This is a genomic window from Cellulomonas sp. P4_H4, from assembly GCF_056400865.1.
Genome location: NZ_JBFUKL010000001.1, coordinates 641,504 through 660,154 on the forward strand (window position 1 = coordinate 641,504; position 18,651 = coordinate 660,154).

32 protein-coding genes are annotated in these 18,651 nt (G+C 68.1%); all 32 read left to right on the forward strand.

Annotation, left to right across the window (positions count from 1 at the left end; all coding sequences use genetic code 11):
- Nucleotides 1–10: 10 nt before the first annotated feature.
- Complete coding sequence (locus AC1DPN_RS03200) at nt 11–367, forward strand: response regulator (protein ID WP_477083258.1); 357 nt, start codon at nt 11–13, stop codon at nt 365–367.
- Between the two features lie 4 nt (nt 368–371).
- Nucleotides 372–1,838, forward strand: coding sequence for a sensor histidine kinase (locus tag AC1DPN_RS03205; protein WP_477083259.1), 1,467 nt, complete (start codon nt 372–374; stop codon nt 1,836–1,838).
- Nucleotides 1,835–2,491, forward strand: coding sequence for a LuxR C-terminal-related transcriptional regulator (locus AC1DPN_RS03210; RefSeq protein ID WP_477083260.1), 657 nt, complete (start codon nt 1,835–1,837; stop codon nt 2,489–2,491). The genes AC1DPN_RS03205 and AC1DPN_RS03210 overlap by 4 nt, the downstream gene beginning before the upstream one ends.
- A gap of 330 nt (nt 2,492–2,821) precedes the next feature.
- Entirely contained in the window at nt 2,822–3,130 is a 309-nt protein-coding gene (rpsJ, locus tag AC1DPN_RS03215) for a 30S ribosomal protein S10 (protein WP_013117879.1), read from the forward strand.
- 22 nt (nt 3,131–3,152) lie between these two features.
- Nucleotides 3,153–3,812 carry a 50S ribosomal protein L3 gene (gene rplC / locus AC1DPN_RS03220; protein ID WP_477083261.1) on the forward strand — a complete coding sequence of 220 codons (660 nt, stop codon included), beginning with the start codon at nt 3,153–3,155 and terminating at the stop codon, nt 3,810–3,812.
- Between the two features lie 2 nt (nt 3,813–3,814).
- The gene (rplD, locus tag AC1DPN_RS03225) at nt 3,815–4,501 is read left to right on the forward strand and encodes a 50S ribosomal protein L4 (protein ID WP_477083262.1); all 687 of its coding nucleotides are present in this window, start codon (nt 3,815–3,817) and stop codon (nt 4,499–4,501) included.
- Complete coding sequence (rplW, locus tag AC1DPN_RS03230; protein ID WP_028045066.1) at nt 4,498–4,800, forward strand: 50S ribosomal protein L23; 303 nt, start codon at nt 4,498–4,500, stop codon at nt 4,798–4,800. The genes rplD and rplW overlap by 4 nt, the downstream gene beginning before the upstream one ends.
- Before the next feature lie 16 nt (nt 4,801–4,816).
- Nucleotides 4,817–5,656: a 50S ribosomal protein L2 gene (gene rplB / locus AC1DPN_RS03235; protein ID WP_055912153.1), complete on the forward strand. Its 840-nt coding sequence runs from the start codon at nt 4,817–4,819 to the stop codon at nt 5,654–5,656.
- 12 nt (nt 5,657–5,668) lie between these two features.
- A complete protein-coding gene (gene rpsS, locus AC1DPN_RS03240; protein WP_028045064.1) occupies nt 5,669–5,950 on the forward strand; it encodes a 30S ribosomal protein S19 in 282 nt (93 codons plus the stop codon).
- A 56-nt stretch (nt 5,951–6,006) separates the two neighbouring features.
- Nucleotides 6,007–6,378, forward strand: a complete 372-nt coding sequence (gene rplV, locus AC1DPN_RS03245) for a 50S ribosomal protein L22 (protein WP_426593030.1) — start codon at nt 6,007–6,009, stop codon at nt 6,376–6,378.
- Nucleotides 6,378–7,205: a 30S ribosomal protein S3 gene (gene rpsC, locus AC1DPN_RS03250; RefSeq protein ID WP_477083263.1), complete on the forward strand. Its 828-nt coding sequence runs from the start codon at nt 6,378–6,380 to the stop codon at nt 7,203–7,205. Before rplV ends, rpsC begins: the two co-directional genes overlap by 1 nt.
- A gap of 5 nt (nt 7,206–7,210) precedes the next feature.
- The gene (gene rplP, locus AC1DPN_RS03255; RefSeq protein ID WP_028045061.1) at nt 7,211–7,627 is read left to right on the forward strand and encodes a 50S ribosomal protein L16; all 417 of its coding nucleotides are present in this window, start codon (nt 7,211–7,213) and stop codon (nt 7,625–7,627) included.
- A complete protein-coding gene (gene rpmC, locus AC1DPN_RS03260; RefSeq protein ID WP_426593028.1) occupies nt 7,627–7,866 on the forward strand; it encodes a 50S ribosomal protein L29 in 240 nt (79 codons plus the stop codon). The genes rplP and rpmC overlap by 1 nt, the downstream gene beginning before the upstream one ends.
- Before the next feature lie 4 nt (nt 7,867–7,870).
- Nucleotides 7,871–8,164 carry a 30S ribosomal protein S17 gene (gene rpsQ / locus AC1DPN_RS03265; RefSeq protein ID WP_477083264.1) on the forward strand — a complete coding sequence of 98 codons (294 nt, stop codon included), beginning with the start codon at nt 7,871–7,873 and terminating at the stop codon, nt 8,162–8,164.
- A gap of 161 nt (nt 8,165–8,325) precedes the next feature.
- On the forward strand, nt 8,326–8,694 hold the full coding sequence (gene rplN / locus AC1DPN_RS03270; protein WP_028045058.1) for a 50S ribosomal protein L14: 369 nt from the start codon (nt 8,326–8,328) through the stop codon (nt 8,692–8,694).
- A 2-nt stretch (nt 8,695–8,696) separates the two neighbouring features.
- The gene (gene rplX, locus AC1DPN_RS03275) at nt 8,697–9,038 is read left to right on the forward strand and encodes a 50S ribosomal protein L24 (protein ID WP_477083265.1); all 342 of its coding nucleotides are present in this window, start codon (nt 8,697–8,699) and stop codon (nt 9,036–9,038) included.
- Nucleotides 9,038–9,607 carry a 50S ribosomal protein L5 gene (gene rplE / locus AC1DPN_RS03280; RefSeq protein ID WP_477083266.1) on the forward strand — a complete coding sequence of 190 codons (570 nt, stop codon included), beginning with the start codon at nt 9,038–9,040 and terminating at the stop codon, nt 9,605–9,607. Before rplX ends, rplE begins: the two co-directional genes overlap by 1 nt.
- Before the next feature lie 2 nt (nt 9,608–9,609).
- Nucleotides 9,610–9,795: a type Z 30S ribosomal protein S14 gene (locus tag AC1DPN_RS03285; RefSeq protein ID WP_028045055.1), complete on the forward strand. Its 186-nt coding sequence runs from the start codon at nt 9,610–9,612 to the stop codon at nt 9,793–9,795.
- A gap of 77 nt (nt 9,796–9,872) precedes the next feature.
- Nucleotides 9,873–10,271 carry a 30S ribosomal protein S8 gene (gene rpsH / locus AC1DPN_RS03290; protein ID WP_477083267.1) on the forward strand — a complete coding sequence of 133 codons (399 nt, stop codon included), beginning with the start codon at nt 9,873–9,875 and terminating at the stop codon, nt 10,269–10,271.
- A 24-nt stretch (nt 10,272–10,295) separates the two neighbouring features.
- On the forward strand, nt 10,296–10,835 hold the full coding sequence (gene rplF, locus AC1DPN_RS03295) for a 50S ribosomal protein L6 (protein WP_477083268.1): 540 nt from the start codon (nt 10,296–10,298) through the stop codon (nt 10,833–10,835).
- Between the two features lie 2 nt (nt 10,836–10,837).
- Nucleotides 10,838–11,209, forward strand: coding sequence for a 50S ribosomal protein L18 (gene rplR, locus AC1DPN_RS03300; RefSeq protein ID WP_477083269.1), 372 nt, complete (start codon nt 10,838–10,840; stop codon nt 11,207–11,209).
- Between the two features lie 40 nt (nt 11,210–11,249).
- Complete coding sequence (rpsE, locus tag AC1DPN_RS03305; protein ID WP_477083270.1) at nt 11,250–11,921, forward strand: 30S ribosomal protein S5; 672 nt, start codon at nt 11,250–11,252, stop codon at nt 11,919–11,921.
- The gene (gene rpmD / locus AC1DPN_RS03310; RefSeq protein ID WP_028045050.1) at nt 11,921–12,103 is read left to right on the forward strand and encodes a 50S ribosomal protein L30; all 183 of its coding nucleotides are present in this window, start codon (nt 11,921–11,923) and stop codon (nt 12,101–12,103) included. The genes rpsE and rpmD overlap by 1 nt, the downstream gene beginning before the upstream one ends.
- Nucleotides 12,104–12,105: 2 nt before the next feature.
- On the forward strand, nt 12,106–12,861 hold the full coding sequence (gene rplO, locus AC1DPN_RS03315) for a 50S ribosomal protein L15 (RefSeq protein ID WP_477083271.1): 756 nt from the start codon (nt 12,106–12,108) through the stop codon (nt 12,859–12,861).
- 162 nt (nt 12,862–13,023) lie between these two features.
- The gene (secY, locus tag AC1DPN_RS03320; RefSeq protein ID WP_477083272.1) at nt 13,024–14,319 is read left to right on the forward strand and encodes a preprotein translocase subunit SecY; all 1,296 of its coding nucleotides are present in this window, start codon (nt 13,024–13,026) and stop codon (nt 14,317–14,319) included.
- Nucleotides 14,316–14,894, forward strand: coding sequence for an adenylate kinase (locus AC1DPN_RS03325; protein ID WP_477083273.1), 579 nt, complete (start codon nt 14,316–14,318; stop codon nt 14,892–14,894). Before secY ends, AC1DPN_RS03325 begins: the two co-directional genes overlap by 4 nt.
- 15 nt (nt 14,895–14,909) lie before the next feature.
- Nucleotides 14,910–15,764: a type I methionyl aminopeptidase gene (gene map / locus AC1DPN_RS03330; protein WP_477083274.1), complete on the forward strand. Its 855-nt coding sequence runs from the start codon at nt 14,910–14,912 to the stop codon at nt 15,762–15,764.
- 344 nt (nt 15,765–16,108) lie between these two features.
- A complete protein-coding gene (infA, locus tag AC1DPN_RS03335; RefSeq protein WP_013770189.1) occupies nt 16,109–16,330 on the forward strand; it encodes a translation initiation factor IF-1 in 222 nt (73 codons plus the stop codon).
- 60 nt (nt 16,331–16,390) lie between these two features.
- Complete coding sequence (gene rpmJ, locus AC1DPN_RS03340; protein WP_013117849.1) at nt 16,391–16,504, forward strand: 50S ribosomal protein L36; 114 nt, start codon at nt 16,391–16,393, stop codon at nt 16,502–16,504.
- Nucleotides 16,505–16,662: 158 nt separating this feature from the next.
- On the forward strand, nt 16,663–17,043 hold the full coding sequence (rpsM, locus tag AC1DPN_RS03345) for a 30S ribosomal protein S13 (RefSeq protein WP_477083275.1): 381 nt from the start codon (nt 16,663–16,665) through the stop codon (nt 17,041–17,043).
- Nucleotides 17,044–17,103: 60 nt separating this feature from the next.
- Nucleotides 17,104–17,505, forward strand: coding sequence for a 30S ribosomal protein S11 (rpsK, locus tag AC1DPN_RS03350; RefSeq protein ID WP_028045043.1), 402 nt, complete (start codon nt 17,104–17,106; stop codon nt 17,503–17,505).
- A gap of 134 nt (nt 17,506–17,639) precedes the next feature.
- Nucleotides 17,640–18,650, forward strand: coding sequence for a DNA-directed RNA polymerase subunit alpha (locus AC1DPN_RS03355; protein WP_477083276.1), 1,011 nt, complete (start codon nt 17,640–17,642; stop codon nt 18,648–18,650).
- Nucleotide 18,651 lies beyond the last annotated feature (1 nt).

An 18,651-nucleotide genomic window follows, 5' to 3' on the forward strand; every position in this document is an offset into this window, starting at 1 on the left:
CCATCAACAGGTGACAGCGGCCCGGTTCCTGATCGTCGATGACCACGCTGGCTTCCGCGCGGTCGCACGGCGAATCCTCGAAGCCGCCGGGCACGACGTCGTCGGCGAGGCCGCCGGCGCAGCCGAGGCCGTGGCCCGGGTGGCAGAGCTGCGCCCCGAGGTCGTCCTGCTCGACGTCGCGCTGCCGGACGGCAACGGCTTCGATGTGTGCGAGCGCCTGACGCAGTGTCCCGATCCGCCCGCGGTCGTGCTCACCTCCAGCCGGGACGCGTCCGAGTACGCCGACCAGATGGCCACGACGCGGGCGCGCGGGTTCGTCCCCAAGTCGCGACTCACGGCGGCCGCCGTCGTCGAGCTGGCAGGGTGAGCCGATGTCCGGGGGCACCTTGGCCGCGGCCGACCTGGCAGTCGGGCTCGTGCTGGTCGGCGCCGCGGCCCTCGTTCTGATCCGTCGGCCCGGGCACCGGGTCGGTCTGCTGCTCGGACTCGCCTCGGCCACGTGGTTCCTGGGCGATGCCAGCGCGTATCTCGTGTTCCTGCACCGCGGACCGATGGTCCATATGCACCTGTCCTACCCGACCGGGCGGCTGCACCGCTGGCCCATCCGGCTCGTCGTGGCCGGCGCGTACGTCTGGGCTGTCGCCGAGGGGTGGGGATCGGCGCCGTCGATCACCGCCGCGGTGGCGGTCGTCGTGGCGCTTGCCGCGCTCGACACCTATCTGAGAACGTCTGGCCCGGCACGGAAGGCGGGCCTGCCCGCACTGATCGCGGCCCTGCTCTTCGCCTCGGTCGTCGGCCTCGGCGCCGCCAACCAGCTGCTGGACTGGCAGGCGGACGACGCACTGGCGCTGGCCTACGACGCCGTCATGATCGTCGTCTCGGTTTGGCTGGCGCTCGACCTCCTGCACGGTGGCTGGACCGACGCCACCGTCGCCGACCTGGTCACCCAGCTCGGCGGCGACCGTCAGGACGCCAGCCTCGAGGCTGAGCTGCGCCGCGCTCTGGGCGACGCGACCTTGCGCCTCGGGTATGCCCGTCCCGGCGGGACGTTCGTCGACGAGGCCGGCGCCGCGATCGACACCAACGGGCCCGGTCGGGTGGTCACCCCGGTGTCGGACGAGGGCCGGGTCGTGGCAGTGCTCGTCCACGACGGCGGGCTGCTCGACGACCCCGCGCTGCTGTCCGGCGCCGTCGCGGCGCTGCGACTGGCAGTGGCGAACCAGCGGTTGAGGGATGACATCGCCCGGCGTGCAACCGAGCTGACTGCCGCGCGGCGGCGTCTCGTCGAGGCGACGGACGACCAGCACCGCCTGCTGCTGGCCGAGCTCTCGGACGGCCCGGTACGCGACCTGGAACTCGCCGAACAGATGCTGCGGACGGCGGTACCTGCCGATCCCGCCGCGCGCGCCGATCTGCAGGCGCTCAGCGACGCGACCGCCGCGGCGCGGCTGGAGCTGGGTCGCTTCGCGCAGGGCCTGCGACCCGAGGTGCTCGCCACCGACGGCCTGCGGGCCGTGCTGCCCGCCGACGCGACCGTCACGGTGGGACGACTGCCCGAGATCGTCGAGTCGGCCGTCTACTTCATCTGCAGCGAGGCCATGACGAACGCCGCCAAGCATGCGCGTGCTCACGACGTCCACGTCGCGGTCCGCCAGGTGAACGGTTCGGTACACGTGGAGATCGCCGACGACGGCGTCGGTGGTGCCGACGCGGCCGGCGGCGGCCTCCAAGGGCTGGCAGACCGGGTCGCCGCCCTGGGCGGGACGTTCGACGTGACCAGCCCGCCCGGCCGCGGCACAGTCGTCTCCGCGCGCATCCCGACCGGAGGTCAGCGGTGAAGGTTGTCATTGCGGACGACTCGCTGCTGCTGCGCGAGGGCTTGGCCAGGCTGCTCACCGACAACGGGGTGGACGTCGTCGGCACCGCCGACAACGCCACCGTGCTGATGGAGGAGGTCGCGCGAACGGCACCCGATGCGGTGATCGTCGACATCCGCATGCCCCCGACCCAGACCGACGAGGGGCTGCGCGCCGCCCGCGACCTGCACGCCGCGCGGCCGACGCTCGGGGTGCTCGTCCTCTCGCAATACCTCGAGTCGCACTACGCGACCGGCTTGCTGGAGGAGGTCCCGGGCCACATCGGCTACCTGCTCAAGGACCGCGTCTCGCACCTCGGGGTGCTGCTCGACGCCCTCGAGCGGGTGGTCGCGGGGGAGTGCGTCGTCGACCCGACGATCGTCAGCACCGTGCTGCGGCGACCACGTGGCCACGGTCCGCTCGAGGCGCTCTCGGCCCGAGAGCGAGAGGTGCTCGCGATCGTGGCCGAGGGGCGGACCAACGCGGCCATCGCCCAACGGCTGTTCCTGAGCGAGAAGACCGTCGAGGCGAACGTCCGTACCATCCTGCAGAAGCTCGACGTCCGCGAGTCACCGGCCGACAACCGCCGCGTCCTGGCAGTCCTGCGCTACTTGAGCTCGGACGGCCAGGCCTGAACGTCGCCCGGAGGTGCGACGCCTGTGCGAGAGATCACGCGGGAGATCACGCCAGGTGTGACGCAGGCGATTGGAGTTCCTACGCCCGTTCTGGCACACTGTTCAGGTTGCCTAGTTGAGGGCGGCGCGTTTGCGCGCGCTGCACACGACGGGGCTCGCACACGTGGACGGCGTCTGGACCCCGGGTTCACCCGGAGGTTGGCGCCCGACAACAACCACCGATCTCGTGCCGACAACGGTACGCAGCGCAACGGTGTGTCGCGCCAAGCGACACGCCCGAGTGCGGGGGTCGGACGGAGCCGGTTTTCAACAGAGAGAAGTAGACGCGCCATGGCGGGACAGAAGATCCGCATCAGGCTCAAGTCCTACGACCACGAAGTCATCGACAGCTCGGCGCGCAAGATCGTCGACACGGTGACTCGCGCTGGTGCGTCGGTCGTGGGTCCGGTGCCGCTGCCGACGGAGAAGAACGTCTTCTGCGTCATCCGGTCGCCCCACAAGTACAAGGACAGCCGCGAGCACTTCGAGATGCGTACGCACAAGCGTCTCATCGACATCATCGATCCCACGCCGAAGGCCGTCGACTCGCTCATGCGTCTCGACCTGCCTGCGGACGTGAACATCGAGATCAAGCTCTGACGCTGGGAAGGAACTGATTTCTATGGTTACCCAGCAGAACGAGCGCGCAGTCACGGCTCTGATCGGCACGAAGCTCGGCATGACGCAGGTGTGGGACGACAACGGTCGCCTCATCCCCGTCACGGTCGTCGCTGTCGGTACGAACGTCGTGACCCAGGTGCGCTCCGCTGACGCTGACGGCTACGCCGCGGTCCAGCTGGCCCACGGCCAGATCGACCCGCGCAAGGTCACCAAGCCGCTGAAGGGCCACTTCGAGAAGGCCGGCGTCACGCCGCGCCGGCACGTGGCCGAGATCCGCACGCCGAACGCCTCCGAGTTCACGCTCGGCCAGGAGCTCACCGCCGACCTGTTCGAGGCCGGCGCGCTCGTGGACGTCATCGGCACCACCAAGGGCAAGGGCACCGCCGGTGTCATGAAGCGTCACGGCTTCCACGGCGTCGGCGCCTCGCACGGTGCGCACCGCAACCACCGCAAGCCCGGCTCGATCGGTGGCGCTTCGACGCCGTCGCGCGTGTTCAAGGGCATCAAGATGGCCGGTCGCATGGGCGTGGACCGCCAGACCACCCAGAACCTGACCGTGCACGCGGTCGACGTCGAGCGGGGCTTTCTCCTCGTCAAGGGTGCCGTTCCCGGCCCCAAGGGTGGCGTCGTGGTCGTGCGTTCCGCTGTGAAGGGGGCGTGACCATGTCTGACACGCTGACCGTCGACGTCGTCGACTTCGAGGGCAACAAGACCGGTTCCACCGATCTGCCCGCCGAGGTCTTCGATGTGCAGACCAACATCCCGCTGATCCACCAGGTCGTCGTCGCGCAGCGCGCGGCGGCTCGCCAGGGCACCCACGACACGAAGAGCCGTGGCGAGGTCCGTGGTGGTGGCCGCAAGCCGTACAAGCAGAAGGGCACCGGCCGCGCCCGTCAGGGTTCGACGCGTGCTCCGCAGTTCGCCGGTGGTGGCGTCGTTCACGGCCCCACCCCGCGTGACTACTCGCAGCGCACCCCCAAGAAGATGAAGGCCGCGGCGCTCCGCGGTGCTCTCTCGGACCGCGCTCGTGCCGGTCGCGTGCACGTCGTCACGGGGTTCGCCCCGGGCACCGCGCCCTCGACCAAGTCCGCGCTCGCCGTGCTCGACAACCTCTCGGGACGCAAGCACGTCCTGGTCGTCGTCGAGCGTCAGGACGAGATCACGTGGAAGTCGCTGCGGAACGTCGAGCGGGTGCACCTGCTGGTCGCCGACCAGCTCAACACCTACGACGTCCTGATCTCGGACGACGTCGTCTTCACGCAGGGCGCGCTCGACGCGTTCCTGGCCGGCCCCGTCAAGGGTGCCTCCGCCGTGGCGACGTCCGCTGAGGCTGAGGAGGAGACGAAGTGACCGACATCGGCAAGAACCCGCGCGACATCCTGCTCGCACCGGTCGTCTCCGAGAAGAGCTATGGCCTGCTCGACGAGGGGAAGTACACCTTCCTCGTCGACCCGCGGGCGAACAAGACCGAGATCAAGATTGCCGTCGAGCAGGTCTTCGGCGTCAAGGTCGACTCGGTCAACACAGCGAACCGGCAGGGCAAGTCCCGTCGGACCCGTTTCGGCACCGGCCGCCGCAAGGACACGAAGCGTGCGATCGTCACCCTCCGCGAGGGAACGATCGACATCTTCGGTGGCCCGGTCGGCTGAGAAGGACTGAGAACTCATGGGAATCCGTAAGTACAAGCCGACAACGCCGGGCCGTCGTGGCTCGAGCGTGGCCGACTTCGTCGAGATCACGCGATCCACTCCGGAGAAGTCGCTCGTCCGTCCCCTCCACAAGACGGGCGGCCGCAACTCCACGGGTCGCATCACCACGCGCCACCAGGGTGGCGGTCACAAGCGTGCGTACCGCGTCATCGACTTCCGTCGTCATGACAAGGACGGCGTGCCGGCCAAGGTCGCTCACATCGAGTACGACCCCAACCGCACGGCTCGTATCGCGCTCCTGCACTACGCGGACGGCGAGAAGCGCTACATCATCGCGCCGAACAAGCTGTCGCAGGGTGACCGCATCGAGAACGGCCCCGGCGCCGACATCAAGCCCGGCAACAACCTGCCGCTGCGCAACATCCCGACCGGTACGGTCATCCACGCGATCGAGCTTCGGCCCGGTGGCGGTGCGAAGATCGCGCGCTCGGCTGGTGCGTCCGTGCAGCTCGTCGCCAAGGACGGCCCCTACGCCCAGCTGCGTATGCCGTCCGGTGAGATCCGCAACGTCGACCTGCGCTGCCGCGCCACGGTCGGCGAGGTGGGCAACGCCGAGCAGTCGAACATCAACTGGGGCAAGGCCGGCCGCATGCGCTGGAAGGGCAAGCGCCCGACCGTCCGTGGTGTCGCCATGAACCCGATCGACCACCCGCACGGTGGTGGCGAGGGCAAGACGTCCGGTGGACGTCACCCCGTCAGCCCGTGGGGCCAGGCCGAGGGCCGTACCCGTCGTCCGAACAAGCCGAGCGACAAGCTCATCGTGCGCCGTCGGCGCACCGGCAAGAACAAGCGCTGATAGGAGCCTGAGATGCCACGTAGCCTGAAGAAGGGCCCGTTCGTCGACGGTCACCTGCAGAAGAAGGTCGACGTCCAGAACACCGCCGGCACGAAGAACGTCATCAAGACGTGGTCGCGCCGTTCGGTCATCACGCCGGACTTCCTCGGCCACACGTTCGCCGTGCACGACGGACGCAAGCACACCCCGGTGTTCGTGACGGAGTCGATGGTCGGGCACAAGCTCGGCGAGTTCGCTCCGACGCGGACGTTCCGCGGCCACGAGAAGGACGACCGGAAGGGTCGTCGCCGCTGACCCCCGGGTCAGCCAGGCGACGCCCTCACCGGCAGAGACAAGAAGGCAGGACAGCAATGGAAGCCAAGGCGAAGGCGCGGTTCGTCCGCGTCACGCCCCAGAAGGCCCGGCGCGTCGTGGACCTCATCCGTGGCAAGCAGGCCGGCGAGGCCGTGGCGGTGCTGAAGTTCGCACCGCAGGCCGCGGGGGAGACCGTCCTCAAGGTCGTCGAGAGCGCGATCGCGAACGCTCGTGAGGCTGCCAAGCGCAGCAACGAGCGTCTCGACGAGAGCGACCTCTACATCTCTGAGGTGTTCGTCGACGAGGGTCCGACGCTCAAGCGGTTCCGTCCGCGTGCGCAGGGCCGGGCCAGTCAGATTCTCAAGCGCACCAGCCACATCACCGTGGTGGTTGCTGAGCGCGAGACCTCGAAGGGAAGGGCCCGATAGTGGGACAGAAAGTCAACCCGCTCGGGTACCGCCTGGGCATCACCACCGACCACCGGTCGCGTTGGTTCGCCGACTCGACCAAGCCGGGTCAGCGCTACCGCGACTACGTGGGCGAGGACGTCAAGATCCGTAAGCTCATGAGCACGGGTCTCGAGCGCGCCGGTATCGCCAAGGTCGAGATCGAGCGCACGCGTGACCGCGTTCGTGTCGACATCCACACCGCCCGCCCGGGCATCGTCATCGGGCGTCGTGGCGCGGAGGCCGACCGCATCCGCGGCGAGCTCGAGAAGCTCACGGGCAAGCAGGTCCAGCTGAACATCCTCGAGGTCAAGAACGCCGAGATCGAGGCTCAGCTGGTCGCCCAGGGCATCGCCGAGCAGCTGGCGAGCCGCGTCTCGTTCCGCCGTGCCATGCGCAAGGGCATCCAGTCGGCCCAGCGCGCCGGTGCCAAGGGCATCCGCGTGCAGGTCTCCGGCCGCCTCGGTGGCGCGGAGATGAGCCGCACGGAGTTCTACCGCGAGGGTCGTGTGCCGCTGCACACGCTGCGCGCGAACATCGACTACGGCTTCTTCGAGGCTCGCACCACCTTCGGCCGCATCGGCGTCAAGGTGTGGGTCTACAAGGGCGACATGACCGAGAAGGAGTTTGCTCGCGAGCAGGCGACCCAGGCCCCGCGCCCGGCTCGTGGCCCGCGGACGGACCGTCCCGGTGGCGGCGACCGTGGCCCTCGTGGCGGCGGCGCTCCTCGTCGTGACGCTGTCGAGGCATCTCCTGAGGCCACCCCCGCTCCCGCGGAGTCGGCCGCTGACAACGGATCGGAGGCCTGACCGCAATGCTTATCCCGCGCAGGCTGAAGCACCGCAAGCAGCACCACCCGGGGCGTTCCGGCGCCGCGACCGGTGGTACCGCGATCTCCTTCGGTGAGTTCGGCATCCAGGCTCTCGAGCCGGCCTACGTCACCAACCGGCAGATCGAAGCTGCACGTATTGCCATGACCCGCCACATCAAGCGTGGAGGGAAGGTCTGGATCAACATCTACCCGGACCGTCCTCTCACCAAGAAGCCCGCCGAGACCCGCATGGGTTCCGGCAAGGGCTCGCCCGAGTGGTGGATCGCCAACGTCAAGCCGGGCCGAGTTCTCTTCGAGCTCGCCGGCGTCCCGGAGCCCCTGGCTCGCGAGGCCATGCGCCGCGCGCAGCACAAGCTCCCGATGAAGACACGTTTCGTGGTTCGCGAGGGTGGTAACTGATGACTATCGGCACCAAGGAGCTGGCTCCCACCGAGCTGGACACCTTCGACGACGACAAGCTGGTCGCCGAGCTGAAGAAGTCCAAGGAGGAGCTGTTCAACCTCCGCTTCCAGTCGGCAACCGGTCAGCTCGAGAGCCACGGGCGTCTGAAGGCCGTTCGCCGCGACATCGCGCGGATCTACACGATCCTGCGTGAGCGCGAGCTCGGCATCCGTACCGCCCCGAGCGCGAGCGAGTGAGACTATGAGCGACGAGAAGAACGAGAGCACGACCGCGGTCGCTGCGAAGCGTCACGACCGCAAGACGCGTCGTGGCTACGTGGTCAGCGACAAGATGGACAAGACCGTCGTGGTCGAGGTCGAGGACCGGGTCAAGCACCCGCTCTACGGCAAGGTCATCCGGCGTACGAGCAAGGTCAAGGCGCACGACGAGCTGAACACGGCCGGCGTGGGCGACCTGGTGCTCATCATGGAGACGCGGCCGCTGAGCGCTACCAAGCGCTTCCGCCTGGTCGAGGTCCTCGAGAAGGCTAAGTAAGCACAGCAGTACCGCACCACCCCCAGTTGCCCACGGGCGCCGGGTGACGCAGCAGCGGCACCCGGCGCAACGTGTGCATCACGGCAACTATCCGTTCGGCCAGGCTCGTCCCGCCCGCCCAGGCAGTCGGCACGAGAACCCGCCAGACATCAGGAGTAGTAATGATTCAGCAGGAGTCGCGACTTCGCGTCGCCGACAACACCGGTGCCAAGGAGATCCTTTGCATCCGTGTCCTCGGTGGCTCGGGCCGTCGCTACGCAGGCATCGGTGACGTCATCGTCGCCACCGTCAAGGACGCCATCCCCGGCGGCAACGTCAAGAAGGGCGATGTCGTCAAGGCGGTCATCGTGCGCACCCGCAAGGAGCGCCGCCGTCCGGACGGTTCGTACATCAAGTTCGACGAGAACGCCGCAGTGATCCTCAAGGCCGACGGCGAGCCCCGCGGCACGCGCATCTTCGGCCCGGTCGGGCGCGAGCTGCGTGACAAGAAGTTCATGAAGATCATCTCGCTGGCACCGGAGGTGCTCTGACCATGGCGAAGATCAAGAAGGGCGACCTCGTCGTCGTCATCTCCGGCCGCGACAAGGGACAGCAGGGCCGTGTGCTCGAGGTCCTCGTCGAGTCGCAGCGCCTCATCGTCGAAGGTGTCCAGCGCGTCACCAAGCACGTGAAGGCCGGCCAGACGCAGCGCGGCACGCGCACCGGCGGCATCGAGACCGTCGAGGCGCCCATCCACATCAGCAACGTGATGCTCGTGGACCCGGAGACCAAGAAGGGCACCCGGGTCGGCTACCGCACCGAGCAGGTCGAGCGCGACGGCCGTACCCGCAACGTTCGGGTCCGCGTCGCCAAGCGCTCCGGTAAGGACATCTGATGACCGAGACTCTCGCAGCCGTCGAGCTGCCCCGTCTGAAGACCAAGTACAACGACGAGATCCGCAACGCGCTCTTCGAGCAGTTCGCTCACGAGAACATCAACCAGGTCGCACGCCTGGTGAAGGTCGTCGTGAACATGGGCGTCGGCGAGGCCGCCAAGGACTCCAAGCTGATCGAGGGCGCGATCCGCGACCTCACGCAGATCACCGGCCAGAAGCCCCAGGTCACCAAGGCTCGCAAGTCCATCGCGCAGTTCAAGCTGCGTGAGGGCATGCCGATCGGCGCGCACGTCACGCTGCGCGGCGACCGTGCCTGGGAGTTCCTGGACCGTCTGCTGTCGACCGCGCTCCCGCGCATCCGTGACTTCCGTGGCCTCTCGCCGCAGCAGTTCGACGGTCACGGCAACTACACCTTCGGCCTCGTGGAGCAGTCCGTGTTCCACGAGATCGACCAGGACAAGATCGACCGGGTCCGCGGGATGGACATCACGGTCGTCACGACCGCTGACACCGACGACGAGGGTCGCGCTTTCCTCAAGCTCCTCGGCTTCCCGTTCAAGGAGATCTGACCATGGCGAAGACTGCCCTCAAGAACAAGGCTGCTGCCAAGCCGAAGTTCGCGGTGCGTGGCTACACGCGCTGCCAGCGTTGCGGCCGGCCCCACTCGGTGTACCGCAAGTTCGGCCTGTGCCGGATCTGCGTGCGCGAGATGGCCCACCGTGGCGAGCTCCCCGGCGTCACCAAGAGCAGCTGGTAACAACCGAGCAAGACGAGCGTCGGTAGGTCCAGCCCAGAGATGGGCGGGATACCCCGGCGAGGAAGGGCGATAGCCCCATGACTATGACCGACCCCATCGCAGACCTGCTCACGCGGCTGCGTAACGCGAACTCGGCTCACCACGACACCGTGCTGATCCCGTTCTCGAAGCTGAAGTCGCACATCGCGGAGATCCTCCAGGCCGAGGGCTACATCACGGGCTGGACGGTTGAGGATGCCGTCGTCGGCAAGAACCTCATCATCGAGCTGAAGTACGGCCCGAACCGCGAGCGTGCGCTCGCCGGCGTCAAGCGCGTGTCCAAGCCGGGCCTGCGCGTGTACGCCAAGTCGACCAACCTGCCCAAGGTGCTCGGCGGCCTCGGCGTGGCGATCCTGTCCACGTCCTCCGGTCTCCTCACCGACAAGCAGGCCGCCAAGAAGGGCGTGGGTGGGGAAGTCCTCGCCTACGTCTGGTAAGTCCGAGACGGAAAGGAGCTAGCCATGTCCCGAATCGGCAGAGTCCCCGTCCCGGTCCCCACCGGCGTCGAGGTCAACATCAACGGTGCCGTCGTGACGGTCAAGGGCCCCAAGGGTTCCCTGAGCCACACGATCGCTGCGCCCATCGAGGTCGCGCGTGACGAGGCAGGTGCCCTTGTGGTCACCCGCCCCGACGACGAGCGCGCTTCGCGTTCGCTGCACGGTCTTACCCGCACGCTGCTGGCGAACCTCGTCACCGGCGTCACCGAGGGGTACGTCAAGAACCTCGAGATCGTCGGTACCGGTTACCGCGTGACGGCGAAGGGTTCGGACCTCGAGTTCGCGCTCGGGTTCAGCCACCCGGTCACGGTCAACCCGCCGGAGGGCATCACCTTCGTCGTCGAGGCTCCGACCCGCTTCTCGGTGCAGGGCATCGACAAGCAGCAGGTCGGCGAGGTCGCCGCGAACATCCGCAAGATCCGTAAGCCTGAGCCGTACAAGGGCAAGGGCGTGCGGTACGCGGGCGAGAACGTGCGCCGCAAGGTCGGAAAGGCCGGTAAGTAACCATGGCACTCAAGATCATCGGCAAGGGCAAGCGCAAGGCCCGCCAGCGTCGCCACGTCCGCCTTCGCAAGAAGGTCTCCGGTTCGGCTGCTCGTCCCCGTCTCGTCGTGACCCGGTCCGCCCGGCACATCACGGCGCAGGTCGTGGACGACGGCATCGGCCAGACCCTCGTCTCCGCGTCGACCCTCGAGGCCGACCTGCGTGGGTCGAACGACGACAAGACGGCCAAGGCCCGCAAGGTCGGCGAGCTCATCGCCGAGCGTGCGAAGGCTGCCGGCCTCGACGCAGTCGTGTTCGACCGCGGCGGCAACAAGTACCACGGCCGCGTCGCAGCGGTGGCGGACGGCGCTCGCGAGGGCGGTCTGAAGCTGTGACGACGACGACGAACTTCCGAACGAAGAAGAGGACAATCTGATGGCTGCTCCTCAGCGCAGCAACACCGGCGCGCCCGCGGGCGGCGCCGGAGCCGGCGGCGGCGGTGACCGTCGCGACGGCGGTCGCGGTGGCCGCGACGGCGGCCGTGGTGGCCGCGACGCCGCAGAGAAGAGTGCGTTCCTCGAGCGCGTCGTGACGATCAACCGCGTCGCCAAGGTCGTCAAGGGCGGCCGTCGCTTCAGCTTCACCGCGCTCGTCGTGGTCGGCGACGGCGACGGCACGGTCGGCGTCGGCTACGGGAAGGCCAAGGAGGTGCCCGCGGCGATCGCCAAGGGTGTCGAGGAGGCCAAGAAGAACTTCTTCAAGGTTCCCCGTATCCAGGGCACGATCCCGCACCCCATCCAGGGTGAGGCCGCTGCCGGTGTCGTCTTCCTGCGTCCGGCGTCGCCGGGTACCGGCGTTATCGCCGGTGGTCCGGTGCGCGCCGTCCTCGAGTGCGCCGGCATCCACGACGTCCTGAGCAAGTCGCTCGGTTCGTCGAACGCGATCAACATCGTGCACGCGACGGTCGCGGCCCTGCGTGGGCTCGAGCGTCCGGAGGCCGTGGCCGCGCGCCGTGGACTCCCGGTCGAGCACGTCGTCCCTGCTGCCCTCCTGCGCGCCCAGGCTGCCGGCCTGGCCGCTGCGGCGGGCACGAAGGCAGGTGTCTGATGGCTCGACTCAAGGTGACCCAGACGCGGTCTGGCATCGGCGGCAAGCAGAACCAGCGCGACACTCTGCGCACCCTCGGCCTCAAGCGGATCGGCGACGTCGTCGTCAAGGAGGACCGCCCTGAGATCCGCGGCATGGTCAAGACGGTGACGCACCTTGTCGCGGTCGAAGAGGTGGAGTGACCATGGCAGACGAGAAGAAGGCTGACGAGGTGACGGCCCCCAAGGCCGCCGCCAAGAAGGCCCCCGCGAAGAAGGCCGACTCGGAGTCCGCTCCGAAGGCGACCAAGGCGAAGGCTGCACCCAAGGCCGACAAGGCCGAGGTTGCCGCCGAGGCAGCTCCGAAGGCTGCGGCGAAGGCGAAGGCCGAGCCCAAGGCTGCGGCGAAGGCGAAGGCCGAGCCCAAGGCCAAGGCCGAGCCCAAGGCTGCTGCGCCGAAGAAGACCGTGTCCGCGGCTGCGGCCAAGGCAGCCGAGGCTGCTGCGCAGCCCGGCAACGGTGGAACGCTCAAGATGCACCACCTCCGTCCGGCCCCGGGCGCCAAGACCGCCAAGACCCGCGTGGGTCGTGGCGAGGCTTCCAAGGGCAAGACGGCCGGTCGTGGCACCAAGGGCACCAAGGCCCGTTACCAGGTGCCCGTGCGCTTCGAGGGTGGGCAGATGCCTCTGCACATGCGCCTCCCGAAGCTGCGCGGCTTCAAGAACCCGTTCCGCGTCGAGTACCAGGTGGTCAACCTGGACAAGCTCTCGGCGCTGTACCCGAACGGTGGCGACGTGACGGTCGCCGACCTGGTGGCAAAGGGTGCGGTCCGCAAGGGCCAGCCCGTCAAGGTGCTCGGCACCGGTGAGCTCACGGTCAAGGTCTCTGTCGCGGTGGACGCCTACTCGGCAACCGCGAAGGACGCGATCGTGGCGGCCGGCGGAAGCGTCGCGCAGGACTGATCGAAAGGACGGGACCGGTGGGGTCATAGCTCCCCACCGGTCCCGTACCCATATGTTCTTCAGCATCAGTTAGGGTGCCCCGGTGCCTGCGACGTAACGCAGGCTGCACGGCCGGAATGAACCGGTCGTACGAGACGCGGCTCCGGCCGCTCAGGAGGACAGGTGCTCAGCGCATTCGTGCGGGCGTTCCGAACGCCCGACCTGCGGCGCAAGCTGCTCTTCACCATCGGGATCATGGTCATCTTCCGGGTGGGCTCGTTCTTGCCGACCCCCGGGGTCTCCTACCCGAACGTGCAGGCGTGTGTGGAACAGTCGTCGGGCAACGACCTGCTCGGGCTGGTGAACCTGTTCAGCGGTGGGGCTCTGCTCCAGCTGTCGGTGTTCTCGCTCGGGATCATGCCGTACATCACCGCGAGCATCATCGTGCAGCTCCTCCGGGTGGTCATCCCCCGTTTCGAGGAGCTCCACCGCGAGGGCCAGTCCGGCACCGCGAAGCTCACGCAGTACACGCGGTACCTGACCATCGCCCTGGCCGTCCTGCAGTCGACGACGATCATCACCGTCGCGCGCAGCGGTCAGCTGTTCAGTGGCTGCACCGTGGACGTCATCCCGGACGACAGCTGGTCCGTCCTGCTGATCATGGTCATCACGATGACCGCCGGTACCGGCCTGATCATGTGGCTCGGCGAGCTCATCACCGAGCGTGGCGTGGGCAACGGCATGTCGCTGCTCATCTTCACGTCGATCGCGGCGAGCTTCCCGACCGCCCTCTGGTCGATCGCGGGCGGTGACAACGGCGCCTTCAAGTTCATCATCGTGATGCTGGTGATCGTGCTGGTCGTCGGCATGGTCGTGTTCGTCGAGCAGTCGCAGCGCCGCATCCCGGTGCAGTACGCCAAGCGGATGGTCGGACGCCGCATGTACGGCGGATCGAGCACCTACATCCCGATCAAGATCAACATGGCCGGCGTCATCCCGATCATCTTCGCGTCGTCGCTGCTCGCCGTACCAGGGCTGATCGCCCAGTTCGGCGACCCGACCGCGGGGTGGGTGCAATGGGTCTCGCGGCACCTGGCGTCGTCGAGCGCGCCGCTGCACCTGGCGCTCTACGTCTTCCTGATCATCTTCTTCTGCTACTTCTACACGGCGATCACGTTCAACCCGGACGAGGTCGCGGACAACATGAAGAAGTACGGCGGCTTCATCCCGGGCATCCGGGCCGGCCGTCCGACGGCCGAGTACCTCGACTTCGTGATCTCGCGCATCACGGCGCCAGGCTCGATCTACCTCGCGGTGGTCGCGCTCATCCCGACGATCGTGTTCATCATGCTCGGCGTCGGGACCAACATCCCGTTCGGCGGGTCGTCGATCCTCATCGTCGTCGGCGTCGGCCTGGAGACGGTCAAGCAGATCGAGTCGCAGCTGCAGCAGCGTCACTACGAAGGCTTCCTGCGATGACGGCACGTCTGGTCCTGCTCGGCCCTCCGGGTGCGGGCAAGGGCACGCAGGCCGTCAAGGTGGCCGAGGCGCTCGGCATCCCGACGATCTCGACGGGCGACCTGTTCCGCGCGAACATCAAGGGCGGTACGCCGCTGGGCCTCAAGGTCCAGGAGTACACGTCGCGTGGTGCGCTGGTGCCGGACTCGGTCACCAACGACATGGTGCGCGACCGGCTCGCCCAGGCGGACGCGGCGCAGGGGTTCCTGCTCGACGGGTACCCGCGCAACGTCGCCCAGGTGGCCGAGCTCGATGCGATCCTCGCGGACGCCGGCGCGACGCTCGACCTCGCGGTCGAGCTCGTCGCCGACCCCGAGGTCGTCGTGCCCCGGCTGCTGAAGCGCGCCGAGGTCGAGGGCCGCGAGGACGACACCGAGGACGTCATCCGGCACCGCCTTGACGTCTACGCCCAGGAGACCGCGCCTATCGCGACGGTCTACGCCGACCGTCGTCTGCTGACGCAGGTCGACGGCATCGGCGAGGTCGAGGACGTCACCTCTCGGCTGCTCGCGGCGATCGGTACCGCGGCCGGCTGAGCCGGCTCGTCGCGCATGTTCGGCCGGGACCGGATCGAGTACAAGACGCATGAGCAGGTTCTGCTCATGCGTCGTGCCGGGCTCGTCGTCGCCGAAGCGCTGCGGGTAGTACGTGAACGAGCGGTGCCGGGTGTCACGACCGCCGCGCTCGACGGCGCCGCCGCCACGGTGATCGGGGACCTCGGCGCGAAGCCGTCGTTCCTCGGGTACCACGGCTACCCGGCGACGCTGTGCATCTCGGTCAACGAGGAGATCGTGCACGGCATCCCGGGCGCCCGCGTGCTGGAACCGGGCGACGTCGTCAGCATCGACTGCGGCGCGATCGTCGACGGATGGCACGGTGACTCGGCGATCACCGTCGTGCTCGACGGCGTGGACGGAGCGGACTCCCAGCTCGACACCGAGCTCGTCGCGACGACCGAGCGGGCGCTCTGGGCAGGGATCGCCTCGCTCGCCACCGGTGACCGGCTCGGTGTCGTCGGCGACGCCGTCGAGGACCTCGTCGACGACGCCCAGCGGGCCGGCCTCAACAACGGTGCGCGGTACGGCATCGTCCAGGAGTACGTCGGCCACGGGATCGGCACGGCGATGCACCAGCCGCCGGACGTCCTGAACTACCGCACCCGCGACCGCGGACCGAAGATCCGCCCGGGCCTGTGCGTGGCCGTGGAGCCGATGCTCGTGCGTGGTTCGCGATTCACGCGCGAGCTCGACGACGAGTGGACGGTCGTCACCGACGACGGCTCGCGCGCCGCGCACTGGGAGCACTCGGTCGCGATCCTCGAGGACGGGATCTGGGTGCTGACGGCGGTCGACGGGGGAGCAGAAGCGCTCGGCGCGCTCGGCGTGCAGATCGCACCGCTCGCCTGAGAGCCCGCAGGTCGTCGGAGGCAGGGGGGCCGACGCACAGCCGTCGACCGTGCGGCGTGTACCGGCTGCGGGGCGCGGGTGAGGGCCCTGAGCGGGTGTGGTCGATGCCACTGCAGCCGGTTTCCTCGAATCGGCCTGATGGCGTAGAATCGTCCGTTGGGTGTGTGCGCCCGGTTCATCGGAACAGCTTCCGGGCTCTCCGTCGTGCAAACGGCGAAGCCGCTCGGCACGGGCACCCGCACTCTCCACGAGAGCGACGACGACCAGCTTCGCGCTGGTTGACGCCTGCCGACGTGGGTTGATCAAGTTTCGGACAGCACTCGGACGAACAGTTAGCGGAGGATATGGCGAAGAAGGACGGTGTCATCGAGATCGAGGGCAGCGTCGTGGAGGCTCTACCTAACGCGATGTTTCGCGTGGAGCTCACCAACGGCCACAAGGTGCTCGCCCACATCTCGGGCAAGATGCGTCAGCACTACATCCGGATCCTTCCTGAGGACCGTGTGGTGGTGGAGTTGAGCCCGTACGACCTGTCCCGTGGCCGGATCGTCTACCGCTACAAGTAACAGCCACTCGATCACGCCGTCCTCCTAGGGGAGATCACACGGCGGCGGAGGAAACACGCGATGAAGGTCAAGCCCAGCGTCAAGAAGATCTGCGACAAGTGCAAGGTGATCCGCCGGCACGGTCGCGTTCAGGTGATCTGCGAGAACCTGCGCCACAAGCAGCGCCAGGGCTGACGCCCTGTTGCTCAGCAGGACCTAGCACCACCAGCAAGCAAGCGCACCACCACCTCGGACCCTCGGGTCCGGTGAACCCCCGGTCGGAGGCCGGGGCCCGCAGAACGCGGGGAGGCGGTGCGGAAGACCTCCGACGCAGTTCAGGAGCCACCAGGCACATGGCACGTCTTGTCGGAGTCGACCTCCCCCGCGAGAAGCGGCTCGAGATCGCACTCACCTACATCTACGGAGTCGGGCGCACGCGTGCGCAGGCGACTCTCGCCGCCACCGGTATCAGCCCGGACATCCGCGTGAAGGACCTCGGTGACACCGAGCTCGTCGCGCTCCGCGACTTCCTCGAGGGCAACTACAAGCTCGAGGGTGACCTCCGCCGTGAGGTCGCCGCCGACATCCGCCGCAAGGTCGAGATCGGCTGCTACGAGGGCCTGCGCCACCGCCGTGGCCTTCCCGTGCGCGGTCAGCGCACGAAGACCAACGCGCGTACCCGCAAGGGCCCCAAGCGCACCGTCGCCGGCAAGAAGAAGGCCGGGCGCAAGTAGCCCTCCGCCCCGGGCGCCTCGCGCCAGGGCAAGCCGTCAAGACCTCGAGAGAAGAAGAGAATGCCTCCCAAGACCCGTTCCGCCGTGCGCAAGCCGCGCCGCAAGGAGAAGAAGAACATCTCCCACGGCCAGGCGCACATCAAGAGCACGTTCAACAACACGATCATCTCCATCACCGACCCGTCGGGCGCCGTCATCGCGTCCGCCTCGTCGGGCCAGGTGGGCTTCAAGGGTTCGCGCAAGTCGACCCCGTTCGCCGCGCAGCTCGCCGCCGAGGCCGCTGCTCGCCGCGCGCAGGAGCACGGCATGAAGAAGGTCGACGTCTTCGTCAAGGGTCCCGGCTCCGGCCGTGAGACCGCGATCCGTTCGCTCCAGGCGACCGGCCTCGAGGTCGGCTCGATCCAGGACGTGACGCCCCAGGCGCACAACGGCTGCCGCCCGCCCAAGCGTCGCCGCGTCTGACCTTGGTTTAGCCGGGTCGGTGTCCTCGGACACCGGCCCGGCATCAGTCCGTCCGACCAGGTGGACCGAGACCAGGTCGGCTCGTAGTACTGCGCAGCGTCATATGGCGGACGCCCGCTGAGAGGAATCACACCGTGCTCATTGCACAGCGCCCCACCCTGACCGAAGAGGTCATCTCGGAGAACCGGTCGCGGTTCTCCATCGAGCCCCTGGAGCCGGGATTCGGCTACACGCTCGGAAACTCGCTCCGCCGGACGCTGCTGTCCTCCATCCCGGGTGCCGCCGTCACGTCGATCCGCATCGACGGCGTGCTCCACGAGTTCTCGACCGTTCCTGGTGTCAAGGAAGACGTCACCGAGATCATCCTGAGCATCAAGCAGCTGGTCGTCTCGTCGGAGAACGACGAGCCCGTCGTGATGTACCTGCGCAAGCAGGGTGCTGGTGAGGTCACCGGCGCGGACATCGTGCCGCCGGCCGGGGTCGAGATCCACAACCCCGACCTGCACCTCGCGACGCTGAACGACAAGGGCAAGCTCGAGATCGAGCTCACCGTCGAGCGGGGCCGCGGCTACGTGTCGGCCAACCAGAACAAGTCGTTCGACGCCGAGATCGGCCGCATCCCGGTCGACTCGATCTACTCGCCGGTCCTCAAGGTGACCTACAAGGTCGAGGCGACGCGTGTCGAGCAGCGCACGGACTTCGACAAGCTGATCGTCGACGTCGAGACGAAGTCGGCCATCGGCCCCCGCGACGCGCTGGCCTCGGCCGGCAAGACGCTGGTGGAGCTGTTCGGTCTGGCTCGTGAGCTCAACGTCGAGGCCGAGGGCATCGAGATCGGCCCGTCGCCGACCGACGCTGCGCTCGCCGCGGACCTCGCTCTTCCGATCGAGGACCTGCAGCTCACGATCCGCTCCTACAACTGCCTCAAGCGTGAGGGCATCCACTCCGTGGGTGAGCTCGTTGCGCGCTCCGAGGCCGACCTCCTGGACATCCGCAACTTCGGTGCGAAGTCCATCACCGAGGTCAAGGAGAAGCTCGCCGAGCTCGGCTTGACGCTCAAGGACAGCCCGCTCGACTTCGACCCGTCCGCCAGCGCCTACTACGGCGACGACGAGGGCGACTTCGTCGAGGACGAGCAGTACTGAC